The sequence below is a fragment of the Clavibacter phaseoli genome (assembly GCF_021922925.1).
Classification (GTDB): domain Bacteria; phylum Actinomycetota; class Actinomycetes; order Actinomycetales; family Microbacteriaceae; genus Clavibacter; species Clavibacter phaseoli.
The window spans coordinates 364,265-379,732 of the sequence record NZ_CP040786.1; the positions used below are offsets into that span (position 1 = coordinate 364,265).

12 protein-coding genes and 1 tRNA gene are annotated in these 15,468 nt (G+C 73.1%); 10 read left to right on the plus strand and 3 right to left on the minus strand.

Annotated elements, in window-relative coordinates; genetic code table 11:
- The first annotated feature begins 36 nt into the window (after positions 1 to 36).
- From FGI33_RS01775 to FGI33_RS01790, 4 genes are all read left to right on the plus strand, one after another.
- Entirely contained in the window at positions 37 to 429 is a 393-nt protein-coding gene (locus FGI33_RS01775; protein WP_147359350.1) for a hypothetical protein, read from the plus strand.
- A gap of 76 nt (positions 430 to 505) precedes the next feature.
- Positions 506 to 580: transfer RNA gene (locus FGI33_RS01780), tRNA-Gln, on the plus strand.
- A gap of 48 nt (positions 581 to 628) precedes the next feature.
- Positions 629 to 2,173 (plus strand): bifunctional UDP-N-acetylglucosamine diphosphorylase/glucosamine-1-phosphate N-acetyltransferase GlmU, encoded by a 1,545-nt coding sequence (glmU, locus tag FGI33_RS01785; RefSeq protein WP_119434442.1) that lies wholly within the window; start codon positions 629 to 631, stop codon positions 2,171 to 2,173.
- Between the two features lie 14 nt (positions 2,174 to 2,187).
- Positions 2,188 to 3,165 (plus strand): ribose-phosphate diphosphokinase, encoded by a 978-nt coding sequence (locus FGI33_RS01790; protein ID WP_119402267.1) that lies wholly within the window; start codon positions 2,188 to 2,190, stop codon positions 3,163 to 3,165.
- Between the two features lie 45 nt (positions 3,166 to 3,210).
- Here FGI33_RS01790 and FGI33_RS01795 read toward each other — a convergent pair whose 3' ends face one another.
- A complete protein-coding gene (locus tag FGI33_RS01795; RefSeq protein ID WP_119434443.1) occupies positions 3,211 to 3,585 on the minus strand; it encodes a hypothetical protein in 375 nt (124 codons plus the stop codon).
- Positions 3,586 to 3,654: 69 nt separating this feature from the next.
- Positions 3,655 to 5,109: an NADP-dependent phosphogluconate dehydrogenase gene (gene gndA / locus FGI33_RS01800; RefSeq protein ID WP_119434444.1), complete on the minus strand. Its 1,455-nt coding sequence runs from the start codon at positions 5,107 to 5,109 to the stop codon at positions 3,655 to 3,657.
- Between the two features lie 83 nt (positions 5,110 to 5,192).
- On the opposite strand from gndA, the gene FGI33_RS01805 reads away from it, so the two are divergent.
- The 4 genes from FGI33_RS01805 (at position 5,193) to mfd (ending at position 12,532) form a co-directional block, all read left to right on the plus strand.
- Positions 5,193 to 7,268 (plus strand): gluconokinase, GntK/IdnK-type, encoded by a 2,076-nt coding sequence (locus tag FGI33_RS01805; RefSeq protein ID WP_237582170.1) that lies wholly within the window; start codon positions 5,193 to 5,195, stop codon positions 7,266 to 7,268.
- A 169-nt stretch (positions 7,269 to 7,437) separates the two neighbouring features.
- Complete coding sequence (locus FGI33_RS01810; RefSeq protein ID WP_119402234.1) at positions 7,438 to 8,082, plus strand: 50S ribosomal protein L25/general stress protein Ctc; 645 nt, start codon at positions 7,438 to 7,440, stop codon at positions 8,080 to 8,082.
- A 141-nt stretch (positions 8,083 to 8,223) separates the two neighbouring features.
- Complete coding sequence (gene pth, locus FGI33_RS01815; RefSeq protein WP_119434520.1) at positions 8,224 to 8,811, plus strand: aminoacyl-tRNA hydrolase; 588 nt, start codon at positions 8,224 to 8,226, stop codon at positions 8,809 to 8,811.
- Between the two features lie 88 nt (positions 8,812 to 8,899).
- Positions 8,900 to 12,532: a transcription-repair coupling factor gene (gene mfd, locus FGI33_RS01820; protein ID WP_119434521.1), complete on the plus strand. Its 3,633-nt coding sequence runs from the start codon at positions 8,900 to 8,902 to the stop codon at positions 12,530 to 12,532.
- Between the two features lie 22 nt (positions 12,533 to 12,554).
- On the opposite strand, the gene FGI33_RS01825 is transcribed toward mfd, so the two are convergent.
- Positions 12,555 to 13,790: a Na+/H+ antiporter NhaA gene (locus FGI33_RS01825; protein WP_204585796.1), complete on the minus strand. Its 1,236-nt coding sequence runs from the start codon at positions 13,788 to 13,790 to the stop codon at positions 12,555 to 12,557.
- Between the two features lie 106 nt (positions 13,791 to 13,896).
- Here FGI33_RS01825 and FGI33_RS01830 point away from each other — a divergent pair, with 106 nt between their 5' ends.
- Together FGI33_RS01830 and FGI33_RS01835 are read left to right on the plus strand one after the other, a co-directional pair.
- Positions 13,897 to 14,682 carry a nucleoside triphosphate pyrophosphohydrolase gene (locus FGI33_RS01830; RefSeq protein ID WP_119434648.1) on the plus strand — a complete coding sequence of 262 codons (786 nt, stop codon included), beginning with the start codon at positions 13,897 to 13,899 and terminating at the stop codon, positions 14,680 to 14,682.
- 155 nt (positions 14,683 to 14,837) lie between these two features.
- A complete protein-coding gene (locus FGI33_RS01835) occupies positions 14,838 to 15,464 on the plus strand; it encodes a TetR/AcrR family transcriptional regulator (protein WP_119434647.1) in 627 nt (208 codons plus the stop codon).
- Positions 15,465 to 15,468: the final 4 nt, after the last annotated feature.

The following is a 15,468-nucleotide window of genomic DNA, read 5'->3' on the forward strand; positions in this document are numbered from 1 at the left end:
TCCGGGCGCCTCCGCCCGGTCGCTAGCGTGATGCGCATGGCCGACCTCCCCTCCATCCGCTCCGTCATGCCGTGGTGGTACGTGGGCGCCCTGGCCGTGTCCCTCCTCGTCGCGCTCCTCCTCGTCCCGGTCGCGAACCTCGGTCTTGCGGCGCCGCTGTGGGTGGGCGTCATCGGCACCGCGATCCGCGACCGCCGCCGCGGGACCGAGCAGATGCTCCCGAGGCAGGAGGCGTGGGTGGCGATGGTGCTGACCCCGGGCCTGCTCGGGATCGCCGCCCTCCTCAGCCAGGTGTGGCCCTTCCAGCACGGCGCGTTCGACGCGCGCGTGATCATCGGCGGGGCCGCCGGCATCGCGGTCTCCGGCGCGCTGTTCCTCCTGCTCCGGATCCGCGGCGACCTCCGCCGGCGCCGAGGTCGCGACGCCTGACCGCCCGCCGCGTCCCGGTCTCCGCCGCCGGGCACCTCTGGCAGACTCGTCCTGCGCACGGCCGGGCCGTGAGCGGTCCGCCTTGGTGTAACGGCAGCACTTCAGCCTTTGGAGCTGTGAGGTCCAGGTTCGAATCCTGGGGGCGGAGCCACACCCGCCGGCCGCGCCGGACAGACGGAAGAGGACCAGGGAGACCGCCATGACCGAGTCAGACAGCACGCCGACGACCCGCGAGATCCCCATCGTGACGGGCGAGCTCGACGTCGACGGCGAGCCGCGCAGCCCCTCCATCGCGGTCGTGATCCTCGCCGCGGGCCAGGGCACCCGCATGCGCTCGCGCCTCCCCAAGGTCCTGCACCCGCTCGCCGGCCTGCCGCTCGTCGGCCACGTGCTCGCGACCGCGGAGGAGCTCGGCGCGCGCCACATCGTCACGGTCGTGCGCCACGACCGCGACCAGGTGGTCGAGGTCGTGCGCGCGCTGTCGCCGCAGGCCCTCGTGGTCGACCAGGACGAGATCCCCGGCACCGGCCGCGCGGTCGAGGCGGGCATCACGGCCCTGCCCGAGGGCTTCACCGGCCAGGTCGTCGTGCTCTCGGGCGACGTGCCCCTGCTCGACGCCGCGACCCTCCGGTCGCTCGTCTCCGCGCACCGCCAGGCGCGCAACGACCTCACCCTCCTCACCGCCCGACTCGACGACCCGACCGGCAACGGCCGCATCATCCGTGGCCAGGACGGCGCGTTCGAGGCCATCGTCGAGCAGAAGGACGCGACCGGCGAGCAGCTCCGCATCGACGAGGTCAACGCGGGCGTCTACGTCTTCGACGCCGAGGCGCTCCGCCAGACCCTCGGCGCCATCGGCACCGACAACGCGCAGCGCGAGAAGTACCTCACCGACGCGGCCGACGTGATCCGCCGCGCGGGCGGCGCCATCGAGGGCCTCCCGGTGCGCGACAGCTGGCTCGTCGCGGGCATCAACGACCGCGTCCAGCTCACGGCCGCGGCCACCGAGCTCAACGCGCGCATCATCCGCCGCTGGCAGCTCGCGGGCGTGACGATCCAGGATCCGCGCACCACCTGGATCGACGTCAAGTCCACGCTCGCCGCCGACGTCACGGTCCTCCCGGGCACCCAGATCCTCGGCGCCTCCACGGTCGCCGCCGGCGCGACGGTCGGCCCGGACACGACCCTCCGCGACACCGAGGTCGGCGAGGACGCCGTGGTCCGCCGCACCGACGCGGAGCTGGCCGTCATCGGCGCGCGCGCGACGGTCGGCCCGTTCTCCTACCTGCGCCCGGGCACGCGCCTCGGCGAGGACGGCAAGATCGGCGCCTACGTCGAGACGAAGAACGTCGAGATCGGCGCGTCGACGAAGGTCCCGCACCTCAGCTACGTGGGCGACGCGACCATCGGCGAGCACACCAACATCGGCGCCGGCGCGATCTTCGCGAACTACGACGGCGTCTCCAAGCACCGCACGGAGGTGGGCGACCACGTCCACGTGGGCTCGCGGAACGTCTTCGTGGCACCCGTTAGGATCGGTACCGGCTCCTACACGGGTGCCGGTGCCGTCATCCGCAAGGACGTCCCGCCCGGCGCACTCGGCATCTCGGTGGCGCCGCAACGCAACATGGTCGGCTGGACCGAGGCCAAGCGACCGGGCACCCCTGAGGCCCGGGCCGCCGTCGAGGCAGCCGACGGGCCCACGGACGACGCGTCCGGCGCCCCGAACACCGAGCAGCACTGACGAAACGGAGTCCCGTGTCCGCAATCAAGACTGCTGGTGAGAAGCGGCTCGTGCTCGTCACCGGGCGAGCCCATCCGGAGCTCGCCGAGCAGATCGCCGAGGAGCTCGAGACGAGCCTCGTGCACACGGACGCGCGGACCTTCGCCAACGGCGAGCTCTACATCCGCTACGACGAGAGCGTCCGCGGCAGCGACGCGTTCGTCATCCAGTCGCACACGGCGCCGATCAACGAGTGGCTCATGGAGCAGCTCATCATGGTCGACGCCCTCAAGCGCGCGTCCGCGAAGCGCATCACCGTCGTCGCGCCGTTCTACCCGTACGCCCGCCAGGACAAGAAGGGCCGCGGCCGCGAGCCGATCTCCGCCCGCCTCGTCGCCGACCTCTTCAAGGCCGCCGGCGCCGACCGCATCATGTCGGTCGACCTGCACGCCGCGCAGATCCAGGGCTTCTTCGACGGCCCCGTCGACCACCTCTTCGCGATGCCCGTGCTCCTCGAGCACATGCGCTCGGTGCTCGACTCCAAGACCCTCACGGTCGTCTCGCCCGACATGGGCCGCGTGCGCGTCGCCGACATCTGGAGCGACAAGCTCGGGGCGCCGCTCGCCATCATCCACAAGCGCCGCGATCCGAAGGTGCACAACCAGGTCACCGTGCACGAGATCGTCGGCGACGTCTCCGGCCGCGTGTGCCTCCTGGTGGACGACCTCATCGACACCGGCCGCACCATCGTCTCGGCCGCCGAGGCGCTGAAGAAGAACGGCGCCACGGGCGTCGTGGTCGCGGCGACGCACGCGGTCTTCTCGGACCCGGCCACGCAGATCCTGGACAGCCCGCACATCGACTCGGTCGTGGTCACGGACACGCTGCCCATCCCCGACGAGAAGCGCTGGGACAAGCTCACGGTGCTGCCCATCGCGCCGCTGCTGGCGCGCGCGATCCACGAGGTCTTCGACGACGGATCCGTCACGAGCATGTTCGACGGCGCGGCCTAGGCCGACGCGCCGCCGCCCGGGTCGCCCACGCGGGCGGCTCGGGCGTCAGTCCCGCGAGTTCCGCTCGACGACCTCGCGCGCGACCCGCCCCGAGGGGATGGGGCCGAGCGACACGATGTGCTCGTCGCCGCCGAAGGCGTACTTCGTGTAGCACTCGTAGCCGACGACGCCGGGTCCGAACAGCTGGAACCGCACCTCGTAGGAGGGGGAGTCGGGCCGCTCGTACGCCACGAAGTCGGCGCAGGCCATGTCGGCCGTGCTCGCGCCGACGCGCACCATGGTGACGACGCCCGGCAGCAGCAGGCTGACGATCCCGACCACGACGACCACGCGCATCACGAGCAGCGTGCGCCTGCTGCGCAGGCTCCGCGGGCGGTGCGGCTCGTAGCCCGCGAGCTCCGGGTGCTCGTCCTCGTCCATCCGCCCCAGTGTGGCAGACGCCCCGCCGCCCGGGATGGGCGGCGGGGCGTCGGCGACGGTCGGTGGACGCTAGTGCGTGTCCTCCGCCTCGACCTCGGAGCGGTCGCCGGACCACAGCGTGTGGAAGGTGCCCTCCTTGTCGGTGCGGTGGTACGTGTGCGCGCCGAAGAAGTCGCGCTGGCCCTGCACGAGGGCGGCGGGCAGGCGCTCGGAGGCGAGCGAGTCGTAGTAGCTCAGCGCCGACGCGAAGCCGGGCACCGGGATCCCCGACAGCGCGGCGACCGAGACGACCCGGCGCCACGCCTGCTCGCCGTCGGCGACGGCCTTGGCGAAGTACGGGTCCTCGAGCAGCGTCGCGAGGCCGGAGTCCTTCTCGTACGCCTCGACGATGCGGTTGAGGAACTGGGCGCGGATGATGCAGCCGCCGCGCCAGATCTCCGCGACCTTGCCCTTGTCGATGTCCCAGCCGTACTCCTTGGCGCCCGCGATGATCGCGTCGAAGCCCTGCGCGTACGCGACGACCTTGCTCGCGTAGAGCGCGGCGCGGACGTCGTCCTCGAAGGTGTCGCCCGCGGGCTGGATCTCCGGACGGCTCGTGATCGTCGCCTGCACGGCCTTCCGCTGCTCGGGCTTCGACGACACGGCGCGCGCGAACACGGCCTCCGCGATCCCGCCCACCGGCACTCCGAGGCCCACCGAGTTCTGGACGGTCCAGACGCCCGTGCCCTTGGATCCCGCCTGGTCGACGATGACGTCGACGAGCGGCTTCCCGGTCGCGGCGTCCTTCTGGCGGAGCACCTCCGCGGTGATCTCGATGAGGTACGACTCGAGGTCGCCCCCGTTCCACTCCTCGAACACGTCGGCGATGGCGTCGGGCTCGTGGCCGCCGACGCGGCGCAGCAGGTCGAACGACTCCGCGATGAGCTGCATGTCGGCGTACTCGATGCCGTTGTGGATCATCTTCACGAAGTGGCCGGCGCCGTCGGTGCCGATGTGGGTCACGCAGGGCTTGCCCTCCGCGACCGCGGCGATCGACTCGAGGATGGGGCCGAGCGTCTCGTACGCCTCGGCCGTGCCGCCGGGCATGATGCTCGGGCCCTTGAGCGCGCCCTCCTCGCCGCCGGAGATGCCGGCGCCGACGAAGTGGAGGCCCTTCGCGCGGACCTCCTTCTCGCGGCGGATCGTGTCGGTGAACAGCGCGTTGCCGCCGTCGACGATGATGTCGCCCTCCTCGAACGCCTCGGTGAGCTGCTCGATGACGGCGTCCGTCCCGCGTCCGGCCTTGACCATGATGATCGCCGTGCGGGGGCGCTGCAGCGAGGCGGCGAACTCCTCGATCGTGGTGGCGGCGACGAAGCCCGCCTCGGGGTGCTCCTCGACGAGGTCGGTGGTCTTCTGGGTGGTGCGGTTGTACACCGCGACCGTGTTGCCCTCGCGGCTGGCGAGGTTGCGGGCGAGGTTGGACCCCATCACCGCGAGCCCCACCACCCCGATGTTCGCCGTGGCCTGCTGGTCATCTGACATCTGATGCCTCCTTGTCGACAGTCGTCCTCAGGCTACGCCCGGCCTCCCGGGCGTCGGCCGGCTCCCGGGGAGGGTCTCGTAGGATGGATGGGCGCACCCACACGGCGCGCGAGGAGTTCCTCACCGAACCGCAGGGAGTGATCCGCATCGACGCCGTCCGCCCGTTCCCGCCCGTGATCGTGATGGGGGTCTCCGGATCCGGCAAGTCGACCGTCGGCGAGATCCTCGCGCAGGACGCGGGCGTCCCCTTCATCGACGGGGACGACCTCCACCCCGAGACCAACCGCCGCAAGATGGCCGAGGGCCACGCGCTCGACGACGACGACCGCCGCCCCTGGCTCGAGCGGGTGGGCCTCGCGCTCGCCGGCCGCCCCGAGGGCGGACCCGTCGTCGCGTGCAGCGCGCTGAAGCGCTCCTACCGCGACATCCTCCGCGCCGCCGCGCCCGAGGCCGTCTTCGTGCACCTCGCCGGCGACCACGAGCTGCTGGCCGAGCGCCTCGGATCCCGCGAGGGCCACTTCATGCCGTCGAGCCTCCTCGCGTCGCAGCTGCGGACGCTCGAGCCGCTCGGGGACGACGAGCGGGGCATCACGCTCGACATCACCGACGATCCGGTCGCGCTCGCCGACGCGGCCGTCCGCGAGCTGCTGCCCGGCGGATGCACGGCGTCGCCCGGGCGGGTCGACGACGCGCCCGCCACCGCGACGGAGCCCGCCGCCGCGGTGCCCGACGCGGACGTGCCCGCGCTGGTCCGGGAGGCCCGGACCGACGCGGACGTGCCGCGCGCTGGCGTCGACCCGTCCGCCGCCGACTCCGCCGACGCTCCGCGCCATGCGGCAGACGTGCCGGCGGACGCCGCTCCCGCCTCCGAGCCGTCCGCCGCGGTCCGCGCCGCCGACGCGGCACCGGCCGCCGCCACCGGCGACGGCGCCCCCGCGGCCGCCGTCCACGAGCCCATCCGCGTCGCCATCGTCGGCTGCGGCGTCATCGGCACGCACCACGCCCGCGTCCTCGCCGAGCACCCGGAGTTCCGCGTCGCCGCGCTCGTCGACGTCACGGCGGCCACGGCCGACGAGCTCGCCGACGTGGTCGTCGACGAGCTGCGCGCCGAGCGGCCGCGCGTCTTCGCGCACCTCGGCGACATGATCCGCGCCGACGCCGCCGAGCTCGTCGTCATCTGCACCCCGAGCGGCCTGCACATCGGCCTGGCCGAGGAGGCGCTCGCCGCCGGCCTCCACGTCGTCATCGAGAAGCCCCTCGACGTCGACCTGGCGCGCGGCCGCCGCATCGCCGAGCTCGCGCGCGAGGCCGCCGGGCGCGGGATCCTCTCGACCGTCATCAGCCAGCACCGCTTCAACCCGTCGAGCGTGATCGTCGACCGCGCCGTGCGATCCGGCCGCCTCGGCCGCCTCACCACCGCGGTCGCCAGCGCGCCTTGGTGGCGCAGCCAGGGCTTCTACGACTCCGGCCACTGGCGCGGCACGTGGGACCTCGACGGCGGCGGCGCGCTCATGAACCAGGGCGTCCACACGCTCGACCTGCTCGTCTCCTACCTCGGCCGCCCGGTCGAGGTCTACGCGCAGACCGCGCTGCTCGCGCACGACGGCATCGAGGTCGAGGACGTCGCGGTCGCCGTGATCCGCTTCGCCTCCGGCGCCCTCGCCACCCTGCAGGCGACCACCGCCGGGTACCCGGGCCTCGACACCCGCGTGCAGGTGCAGGGCACGCGCGGATCCGCGGTCATCGAGGCCGGATCCCTCACCTACTTCCACGCGGCGCCCGAGTCGGGCGTGCCCGCCCAGGCGGACGTGCGCAACGACGCCGAGCTGGAGATCCACGCGGCCGACCTGCCGCGCTCGCCGCGCCTCGACAACACCTACCTCGAGGGCCATTACCGGCAGTACGACGACATCGCCGACGCGCTGCGCACCGGTCGCCCGGCCGGGGTCACGGTCGACGACGCCTTCCTCTCGCTCGCGACCGTGGTGAGCGTCTACGTGTCGGCGACGCTCGGCACGCCGGTCGCGTTCGAGGACGTCGTCGACGGCGTGCACGACGGCCTGCGCCTCCGCGTCGGCCAGTCCACGCCGCCCGCGCCGGGATCGCCGTCGCCCGTGGCCGCCGGGGACGCGTCGACCGGGGAGCCCTCCGTCCGGTAGCATCGGGGGTTGAACTTCGGCGAGGGATCGCAGGGGCCGCGCGCGAGCGCGGCGGCGGTCCGTTATCGACGCGGTGGACGGGGCTCGCACCTCATTCCTCACGCGCAAGCGTTCGAGCAGACACAGGCACACGACGCGAGCCCTCACGGGCCGCAATTGGAGCGACACCATGGTTGACAACAACCTCACCGCGGAGCTGCGCACGCAGTTCGGCAAGGGCGCGGCCCGCAAGATCCGCGCGGTCGGCAAGATCCCCGCGGTCATCTACGGCCACGGCACCGACCCGCAGCACGTCACGCTGCCGGGCCACGAGCTCATGCTCATCATCCGCAAGGCGAACCAGATCATCACGCTCGACATCGAGGGCACGCCGCAGCTGGCCCTCGTGAAGGACGTCCAGAAGGACCCCGTGCGCCAGATCATCGAGCACGTCGACCTCATCGTCGTCCGCCAGGGCGAGCGCGTCGAGGTCGAGGTCCCGATCCACGTCGAGGGCGAGTCCTACCCCGGCACGATCCACAGCCTCGAGTACACGTCGATCACGGTCGAGGTCGAGGCCACGCACATCCCCGAGCGCTTCGTCGTCTCCATCGAGGGCTTCGAGGAGGGCACGCAGGTCACGGCCGGCCAGGTCGACCTCCCCGCCGGCGCCACGCTGGTCACCGACCCCGAGACGCTCGTTCTCGCCGTCTCCGTGCCGCAGCTCGACCTCACGACCGACGCGGTCGACGAGGACGTCGTGGCCGAGGGCGACGGCGACGTCGACGTCACCGACGAGGGCGCCACCGGCGACCAGTCCGGCGACGACAAGTAGCGACATCCCGCGGCCCCGGCCGCGCGCACGACCAGCACGACAGCACCACGGAGCCCGTCGGCCGCCGTCCGGGACACCGGCAGCGGCCGGCGGGCTCCGCGCATCCGCCCCGAGGATGCGACGACCAGGAGGAGAGCGCACGTGGACGACCGGACCCTGCTCGTGGTCGGCCTCGGCAACCCCGGCCCGCAGTACGCGGGCACGCGGCACAACGTCGGCCAGATGGCGCTCGACGTGCTCGCGGACCGGATGCGCGCCTCCTTCCGCTCGCACCGCGCCAACGCGCAGGTCGCGGAGGGGCGCGCGGTCCCCGGCGGGCCGAAGCTCATCCTCGCGAAGCCGAACTCGTTCATGAACCTGTCCGGCGGGCCGGTCGCCAACCTCCTCAAGTACTTCTCGCTCGAGCCCGCGCAGCTCGTGGTGGCGCACGACGAGCTCGACATCCCGTTCGACGCGATGAAGCTCAAGCAGGGCGGCGGGCACGGCGGCCACAACGGCATCCGCGACATCATCTCCTCCGCGGGCACGGGCGACTTCATGCGCGTGCGCATCGGCATCGGCCGCCCGCCCGGCCGCCAGGACGCCGCCGACTTCGTGCTCAAGCCGTTCTCCTCCACCGAGCGGCAGGTGCTGCCCAACGTGCTGGAGGACGCGGCCGACGCCGTCGAGATGATCGCCGCCGACGGCCTCATCGCCGCGCAGCTGCGGTTCCACACCGCCGCGTCCTGATCCGCCGGCCCGCCGCGGCACGCACCCGATGCGTCCGCCCTCGGCGGACGACGCCGGCCCTGTCGGTGGCGGCGCGTACGATCATCTGGTGATCCTCCAGGGCTTGATCCCGGCGCTCTCGCGCGCCTCCACGTTCGACGACGCCCTCGCATCGGCCTCCCGCGACGCCGACTTCTCCCTCACCGAGGGGCTCCAGGGGCCGCTGCTCGCGGGGCTCCTGCGCCAGCGCATCCAGCGCGGCATCCCGGGGTGCCTGCTCGTCGTCACCGCGACCGGCCGCGAGTCCGAGGGCATGCGCCGCAGCCTCGCCGCGGTGCTGCCGGACGCCGAGATCCTCGAGTTCCCGGCCTGGGAGACGCTGCCGCACGAGCGCCTCAGCCCGAGCGCCGAGATCGTGGGCAAGCGGATCCACGCGCTCCGCCGCATGGAGGCGTGGCACGCCGCGCTCGGCCAGGGCGCCCGCGAGGTGCCGGCCGCCGAGGTGCGCCCGCTCGTCATCGTCGCCTCGGTGCGCGCGGCCCTCCAGCCCGTGGCCGACAACCTCACCGAGCTGGCGCCCGTGCGGCTCGCCACCGGCAGCCGCGGCCACGACCTGTCCGAGCTCGCCGTGCGGCTCGTCGACCTCGCGTACTCGCGCGTCGACATGGTCACGCGCCGCGGCGAGTTCGCGGTGCGCGGCGGCATCCTCGACGTCTTCCCGCCCGTGTCAGACCACCCCGTGCGCGTCGAGTTCTTCGGCGACGAGGTCGACCAGATGCGGCCGTTCGCCGTCGCCGACCAGCGCTCCCTGGAGGAGACCGTCGACTCGGTCGAGCTGCCGCCGAGCCGCGAGCTGCTCCTGAGCGCGCCCGTGCGCCAGCGCGCCCGCGAGATGCAGCACGAGTTCCCGAACCTGCAGCAGATGCTCGCGAAGATCGCCGAGGGCATCCCGGTGGAGGGCATGGAGTCGCTGGCCCCCGCGCTCGTCGACAGGCTCGTCCCTGTCACGCACTACCTGCCGGTCGACGCGGCCATCGCGGTGGTCTCGCCCGAGCGCGTCTCCACGCGCGCCCAGAGCCTCGCCGACACGAACCGCGAGTTCCTCGACGCCGCGTGGAACGCCGCGACCGCGGGCGCGCAGGCGCCCATCGACCTCGCGTCCGGCGACTTCCTCTCCCTCGGCCGCCTGCGCGACGCCCGCGGCCCGCGCCGCTGGTGGACCCTCTCGGGCTTCCAGGCCACCGACGTGCTGCCGGAGGACCTGGGGATCGACGAGGTCATGACCGTGCGCATCCAGGCGGATCCCGTGCCGAGCTTCGCGGGCAACGCCGACGGCGCCATCGAGCACGTGCGCGAGCGCCTCGCCGCCGGGTGGAGCGTGGGCGTCGTGGCCCAGGGATCCGGCCTCGTCGAGCGCGCCGACACCGTGCTGCGCGAGGCGGGCGTTCCGGCGCGCGTGGTCGAGGAGTTCCCGGCGGAGCCCGAGCCCGGCATCGCCTACCTGCTGCGCTCCGCCATCGACGCGGGCTTCGAGATGCCCGAGGTCAAGCTCGCGCTCCTCACCGAGAGCGAGTTCTACGGCCGCGCCGCCGGCTACGACAGCCGCCAGGTCAAGAAGCTCGCCACCCGGCGCAAGAACGTGGTGGATCCGCTGCAGCTCAAGCCCGGCGACCACGTCGTGCACACCACGCACGGCATCGGCCGATTCGTGGAGCTCACGCAGCGCGAGGTCTCCTCCGGCGGCCGCAACGCCGTGAAGACCCGGCGCGAGTACCTCGTCATCGAGTACGCGCCCTCCAAGCGCGGCTACCCCGGCGACAAGCTCTTCGTGCCCACCGACCAGCTCGACCTCCTCAGCCGCTACGTCGGCGGGGAGGAGCCCGCCCTCAGCAAGATGGGCGGCAGCGACTGGGCCGCCGCCAAGGGCAAGGCGCGCCGGGCGGTCCGCGACATCGCGGTCGAGCTCGTGAAGCTCTACTCCGCGCGCATGGCGTCGCGCGGCCACTCCTTCCCGCCGGACACCCCGTGGCAGCGCGAGCTCGAGGAGGCGTTCCCCTTCATGGAGACGCCCGACCAGCTCACCGTCATCGACGAGGTCAAGCGCGACATGGAGAGCCCCATCCCCATGGACCGCCTGGTCTCGGGCGACGTCGGGTTCGGCAAGACCGAGATCGCCGTGCGCGCCGCGTTCAAGGCCGTGCAGGACGGCAAGCAGGTCGTGATGCTCGTACCCACGACGCTGCTCGTGAAGCAGCACTTCGAGACCTTCTCCGAGCGCTTCGCCGGCTTCCCCGTGCACCTGCGGCAGCTCAGCCGCTTCCAGACCGACAAGGAGTCGCGCGAGACCGTCAAGGGCCTCGAGGACGGCTCGGTCGACGTGGTCATCGGCACCCACCGCCTGCTCACGGGCAGCATCGCGTTCAAGGACGTGGGGCTCGTCATCATCGACGAGGAGCAGCGGTTCGGCGTGGAGCACAAGGACGCCCTGAAGAAGCTCAAGGCCAACGTCGACATCCTGGCGATGTCGGCCACGCCGATCCCGCGCACGCTCGAGATGGCGGTCACGGGCATCCGCGAGATGTCGACGCTCGCGACGCCGCCGGAGGACCGGCACCCCATCCTCACGTTCGTGGGCCCGAACAGCGAGAAGCAGATCGCCGCGGCCATCCGCCGCGAGCTGCTGCGCGAGGGCCAGGTGTTCTTCGTGCACAACCGCGTGTCGAGCATCAACCGGGTCGCGTCGGAGCTGGCGGAGCTCGTGCCCGAGGCTCGCGTCGCGGTCGCCCACGGCAAGATGAGCGAGGCGATGCTGGAGCAGGTCATCGTCGACTTCTGGGAGCGGAAGTTCGACGTGCTCGTGTCGACCACGATCATCGAGACCGGCCTCGACATCGCGAACGCGAACACGCTGATCATCGACCGGGCCGACAAGTACGGGCTCAGCCAGCTGCACCAGCTGCGCGGCCGCGTCGGCCGCGGGCGGGAGCGCGCGTACGCGTACTTCCTCTACGACGCCGACAAGCCGCTGTCCGAGACGGCGCACGACCGCCTGTCCACCATCGCGGCGAACAACGAGCTGGGATCCGGCATGCAGGTCGCGCTCAAGGACCTCGAGATCCGCGGCGCGGGCAACCTCCTGGGCGGCGAGCAGTCCGGCCACATCCAGGGCGTCGGCTTCGACCTGTACCTCCGCATGATCGGCGAGGCCGTGTCGACCTTCCGCGGCGACGTCGCCGAGGGCCAGACCGAGCTGCGGCTCGAGCTGCCGGTCGACGCGCACATCCCCGAGGAGTACGTCGACAGCGAGCGGCTGCGCCTCGAGGCCTACCAGAAGCTCTCCACGGCGGCCTCGCCCACGGCCACCGACGACCAGATCGACCGGGTCATCGAGGAGCTGTCCGACCGCTACGGCGAGCCGCCCGTCGAGGTCGACAACCTGGTGCGGGTCTCGCGCCTGCGTCGCGTCGCCCAGCGCGCGGGGCTCAGCGAGGTGGTCGCGATGGGGCCGAACCTGCGCATCGCGCCGGCGGACCTCGCGGACAGCAAGCAGGTGCGCCTGCAGCGCATGTACCCGGGCAGCCGCCTGTTCGCGCAGACCAACGCCGTGACGGTGCCGCTGCCCAAGCGCGACGGCGAGCCGCTGCCCGACGCCGAGCTGGTGGACTGGGTGCGCCAGCTGCTCGACGCCGTGTTCACGGTCGAGCCGGCGCCGGCCGCGAAGGAGTCCGCGCCCAAGGCGTGACCGACGACGGGCCGGTCGGCGCCTAGGCGCGGGCCGGTTCGCCGTCCGCGTGCGCGGGGAAGTCGTCGCGCGTCGCGTCGTCGTCGCCGTCGTCCGCGGAGGAGCCGTCGCGGCGGGCGCGGCGGCTCCGGATCGAGAGCGTCACGGCGGCGGCGACGATGGCCACGCCGGATCCGAGCAGCACCGCGAGCGTGCCCTCGTCGCGCACCTCGTCGAGGCCCGCGAACGCGAGCTCGCTCATCAGCAGCGACACCGTGAAGCCGATGCCGCCGAGGAGGGACACGGTCACGAGGTCGGGCACGGCGAGCCCCCCGGCGGATCCGCGGCGCCGCGCGACCCACGCCCCGAGCAGCCCGCCGGCGGTGATCCCGACGAGCTTGCCGAGCGGCAGCGCGAGCGCGATGCCCCAGAAGGCGGGCGCGAGCTCCGCGAGGCCGATCGCGGGGATCGCGACGAGCGCGGCCGAGAACGCGAACAGCGGCAGGACGATCCCGTTGGAGGCGGGCTCGAGCGCGTGCGCGGCGCGGAGGCCGGAGAGGCGGGGGAGCGCGAAGCCGAGCGCGACGCCGGCGATGGTCGCGTGGATCCCCGACGAGAGCGTCGCCCACCAGGTCACCAGCGCGATGAGCACCAGCAGCGCGACCACGGCGACCCGCGCGGCGCCCGCGCGCCCGACGCCCAGCCGGCCGACCACCGCGAAGAGGACGACGCCCGCGACCGCGAGGGCGAGCGCGCCCAGGTCGAGGTCGGTCGTGAAGAAGACCGCGATGATCCCGATGGCGATGAGGTCGTCGAGCACCGCGAGCGCCAGGAGGAACACGCGGACGGCCGCGGGCAGCCCGCGGCCGAACACCGCGAGGACGCCCAGCGCGAAGGCGATGTCGGTCGCGGTCGGCACGGGCCAGCCGCGCTCGAGGCCGCTACCCGCCGTGATCGCGAGGTAGACGCCCGCGGGCACCACGACGCCGCCGACCGCGGCGATGGCGGGCACGAGCGCGCGCGAGACGCTGTTCAGCCCGCCGGCCAGGAACTCGTGCTTGAGCTCGACCGCGACGATGAAGAAGAAGACGACGAGCAGGCCGTCGCTGACCCAGTGCCGGAGCGACAGGTCGACGCCGATCGCGGGGAGGGCGAGGTGCCCGTCGGCCCACGCGATCAGGCCGGGTCCGGCGGGCGTGTTCGCGACGACGAGGCCGACGACGGCCGCGAGGAGCAGGAGCCCGGCGGCGACGCGCTCGGAGCGGATGAGGGAGGTCATGGGGCCTTCCGGGGTCGGGGGATGGGGAGACGGTCACCCGCCGCCGACCAGACTTCCCGGCACACCGACCATCAGCCTACCGGGGGCCCGGTGCGAGGATGGCGGGATGAGCGAGCCCGCGTCCCCGTCCGCATCCGCCGCCACGTCGGGATCCGAGGGCGCGTCCGCCGCCGTCGCGGAGCTCGCCGCCGCGATGGCCGTCCTCCGGGCTCCCGACGGCTGCGTCTGGAACCGCGGGATGACGCACCGGACCCTCGTGCCGTACCTCCTCGAGGAGAGCCACGAGCTCGTCGAGGCCATCGAGACCGACGACGTGCCCGGCATGCGCGAGGAGCTCGCCGACGTGCTCCTCCAGGTCGTCTTCCACGCCGACATCGCGCGCACCGAGGGCGAGGGGTTCGACCTCGCCGACGTCGCCCGCACCGCCACCGAGAAGATGGTGCGCCGCCACCCGCACGTCTTCGGCGACGAGCGCGCCGACACCGTCGAGGAGGTCCTGCGCGTCTGGGGCGCCGCCAAGGACCGCGAGAAGTCGGCGCGCACGAGCGTCGTCGACGGGATCCCGATGGGCATGCCGTCCCTCGCGCTCGCCGACAAGCTGCTCGGCCGGGCGGAGCGCGTCGGCCTGCTGGAGGCGGACGCGCCGGCCGCCATCCCCGTCGACGACGAGGACGACCTCGGTCGGCTGCTCCTCGCGGTCGTGGTCTCCGCCAGGTCGCGGGGGCTCGACGCGGAGCGCGCGCTCCGGACGACGCTGCGCTCGCTGACCGCGGAGATCCAGGCGACGGAGATCCCTGCGGCGGAGATCCCTGCGGCGGAGTCGGCCCCCGGAGCGGGCCTGGACGACGACGAGGGCGACGACGCGTCCCCCGTCGCGGGCCGGACCGCCTGAGGCGGTCTCCGGCCCGCGGGGGCGCCACCCGGGATTTACCCGATCCCGGGCCGCCACGTCCGTCGTCTCCACCCGAAGGAGACGGCGGACAGATCTGGGCGATCACACGGTAACGGCCTTCGCCACCTGTCCATCACGCTTGTTATGGTGAGGTCGTGGCAGCCCCGGATCCGCATCGCCGCCAGGACCTGCTGGCCCACATCCTCGACCACCTCCGTGCGCACCCGCTCCAGTCCGTGACCTTCCGCGGGCTCGCCGACGCGCTCGGCGAGAGCACCTTCGTGCTCGTCTACCACTTCGGTTCCAAGGAGCGGCTGCTCGAGGCCGCGATGGACGCCATCGACCACCGCCAGGCGGAGATGGTGGAGGGCGACCCCGGCGCGATCCGGCCCGACGAGCTGCGCGAGTGGGCGACCCGGGCCTGGAGCTGGCGCCTGACGGACGTGAACCGCGACTTCCAGCGCCTCGAGTTCGAGGCCGCGCTCCTCCGCACGCGCGACGGCGTCGTCCGGCCGCACGCCATCGCGAGCGTCTCCGCGTGGCGCCGCTTCGGCCTCGAGTGGATGCTCGCCCACGGCGTCCCCGAGGACGTCGCCGTCGACACGGCCGACCTCCTGCAGGCCGGCTCCTACGGCCTGCAGTTCGACTTCGTGATCTCGGGCGACCGCGACCGGGCCATGCGCGGCTTCGAGGCGCTCATCGACGCGTTCACGCCGCGCATCGAGCCGTGGCTCGACCCGGGGGAGGAGGCGGGGCCGCCGGGGACGCGGCCCGCCGCCTGACAGA

Coding starts and splice junctions, on each gene's coding strand:
- FGI33_RS01775 (WP_147359350.1), top strand. CDS start 37: ATGGCCGACCTCCCCTCCATCCGCTCCGTCATGCCGTGGTGGTACGTG.
- glmU (WP_119434442.1), top strand. CDS start 629: ATGACCGAGTCAGACAGCACGCCGACGACCCGCGAGATCCCCATCGTG.
- FGI33_RS01795 (WP_119434443.1), bottom strand. CDS start 3,585: ATGGACGAGGACGAGCACCCGGAGCTCGCGGGCTACGAGCCGCACCGC.
- gndA (WP_119434444.1), bottom strand. CDS start 5,109: ATGTCAGATGACCAGCAGGCCACGGCGAACATCGGGGTGGTGGGGCTC.
- FGI33_RS01805 (WP_237582170.1), top strand. CDS start 5,193: ATGGATGGGCGCACCCACACGGCGCGCGAGGAGTTCCTCACCGAACCG.
- FGI33_RS01810 (WP_119402234.1), top strand. CDS start 7,438: ATGGTTGACAACAACCTCACCGCGGAGCTGCGCACGCAGTTCGGCAAG.
- FGI33_RS01825 (WP_204585796.1), bottom strand. CDS start 13,790: ATGACCTCCCTCATCCGCTCCGAGCGCGTCGCCGCCGGGCTCCTGCTC.
- FGI33_RS01830 (WP_119434648.1), top strand. CDS start 13,897: ATGAGCGAGCCCGCGTCCCCGTCCGCATCCGCCGCCACGTCGGGATCC.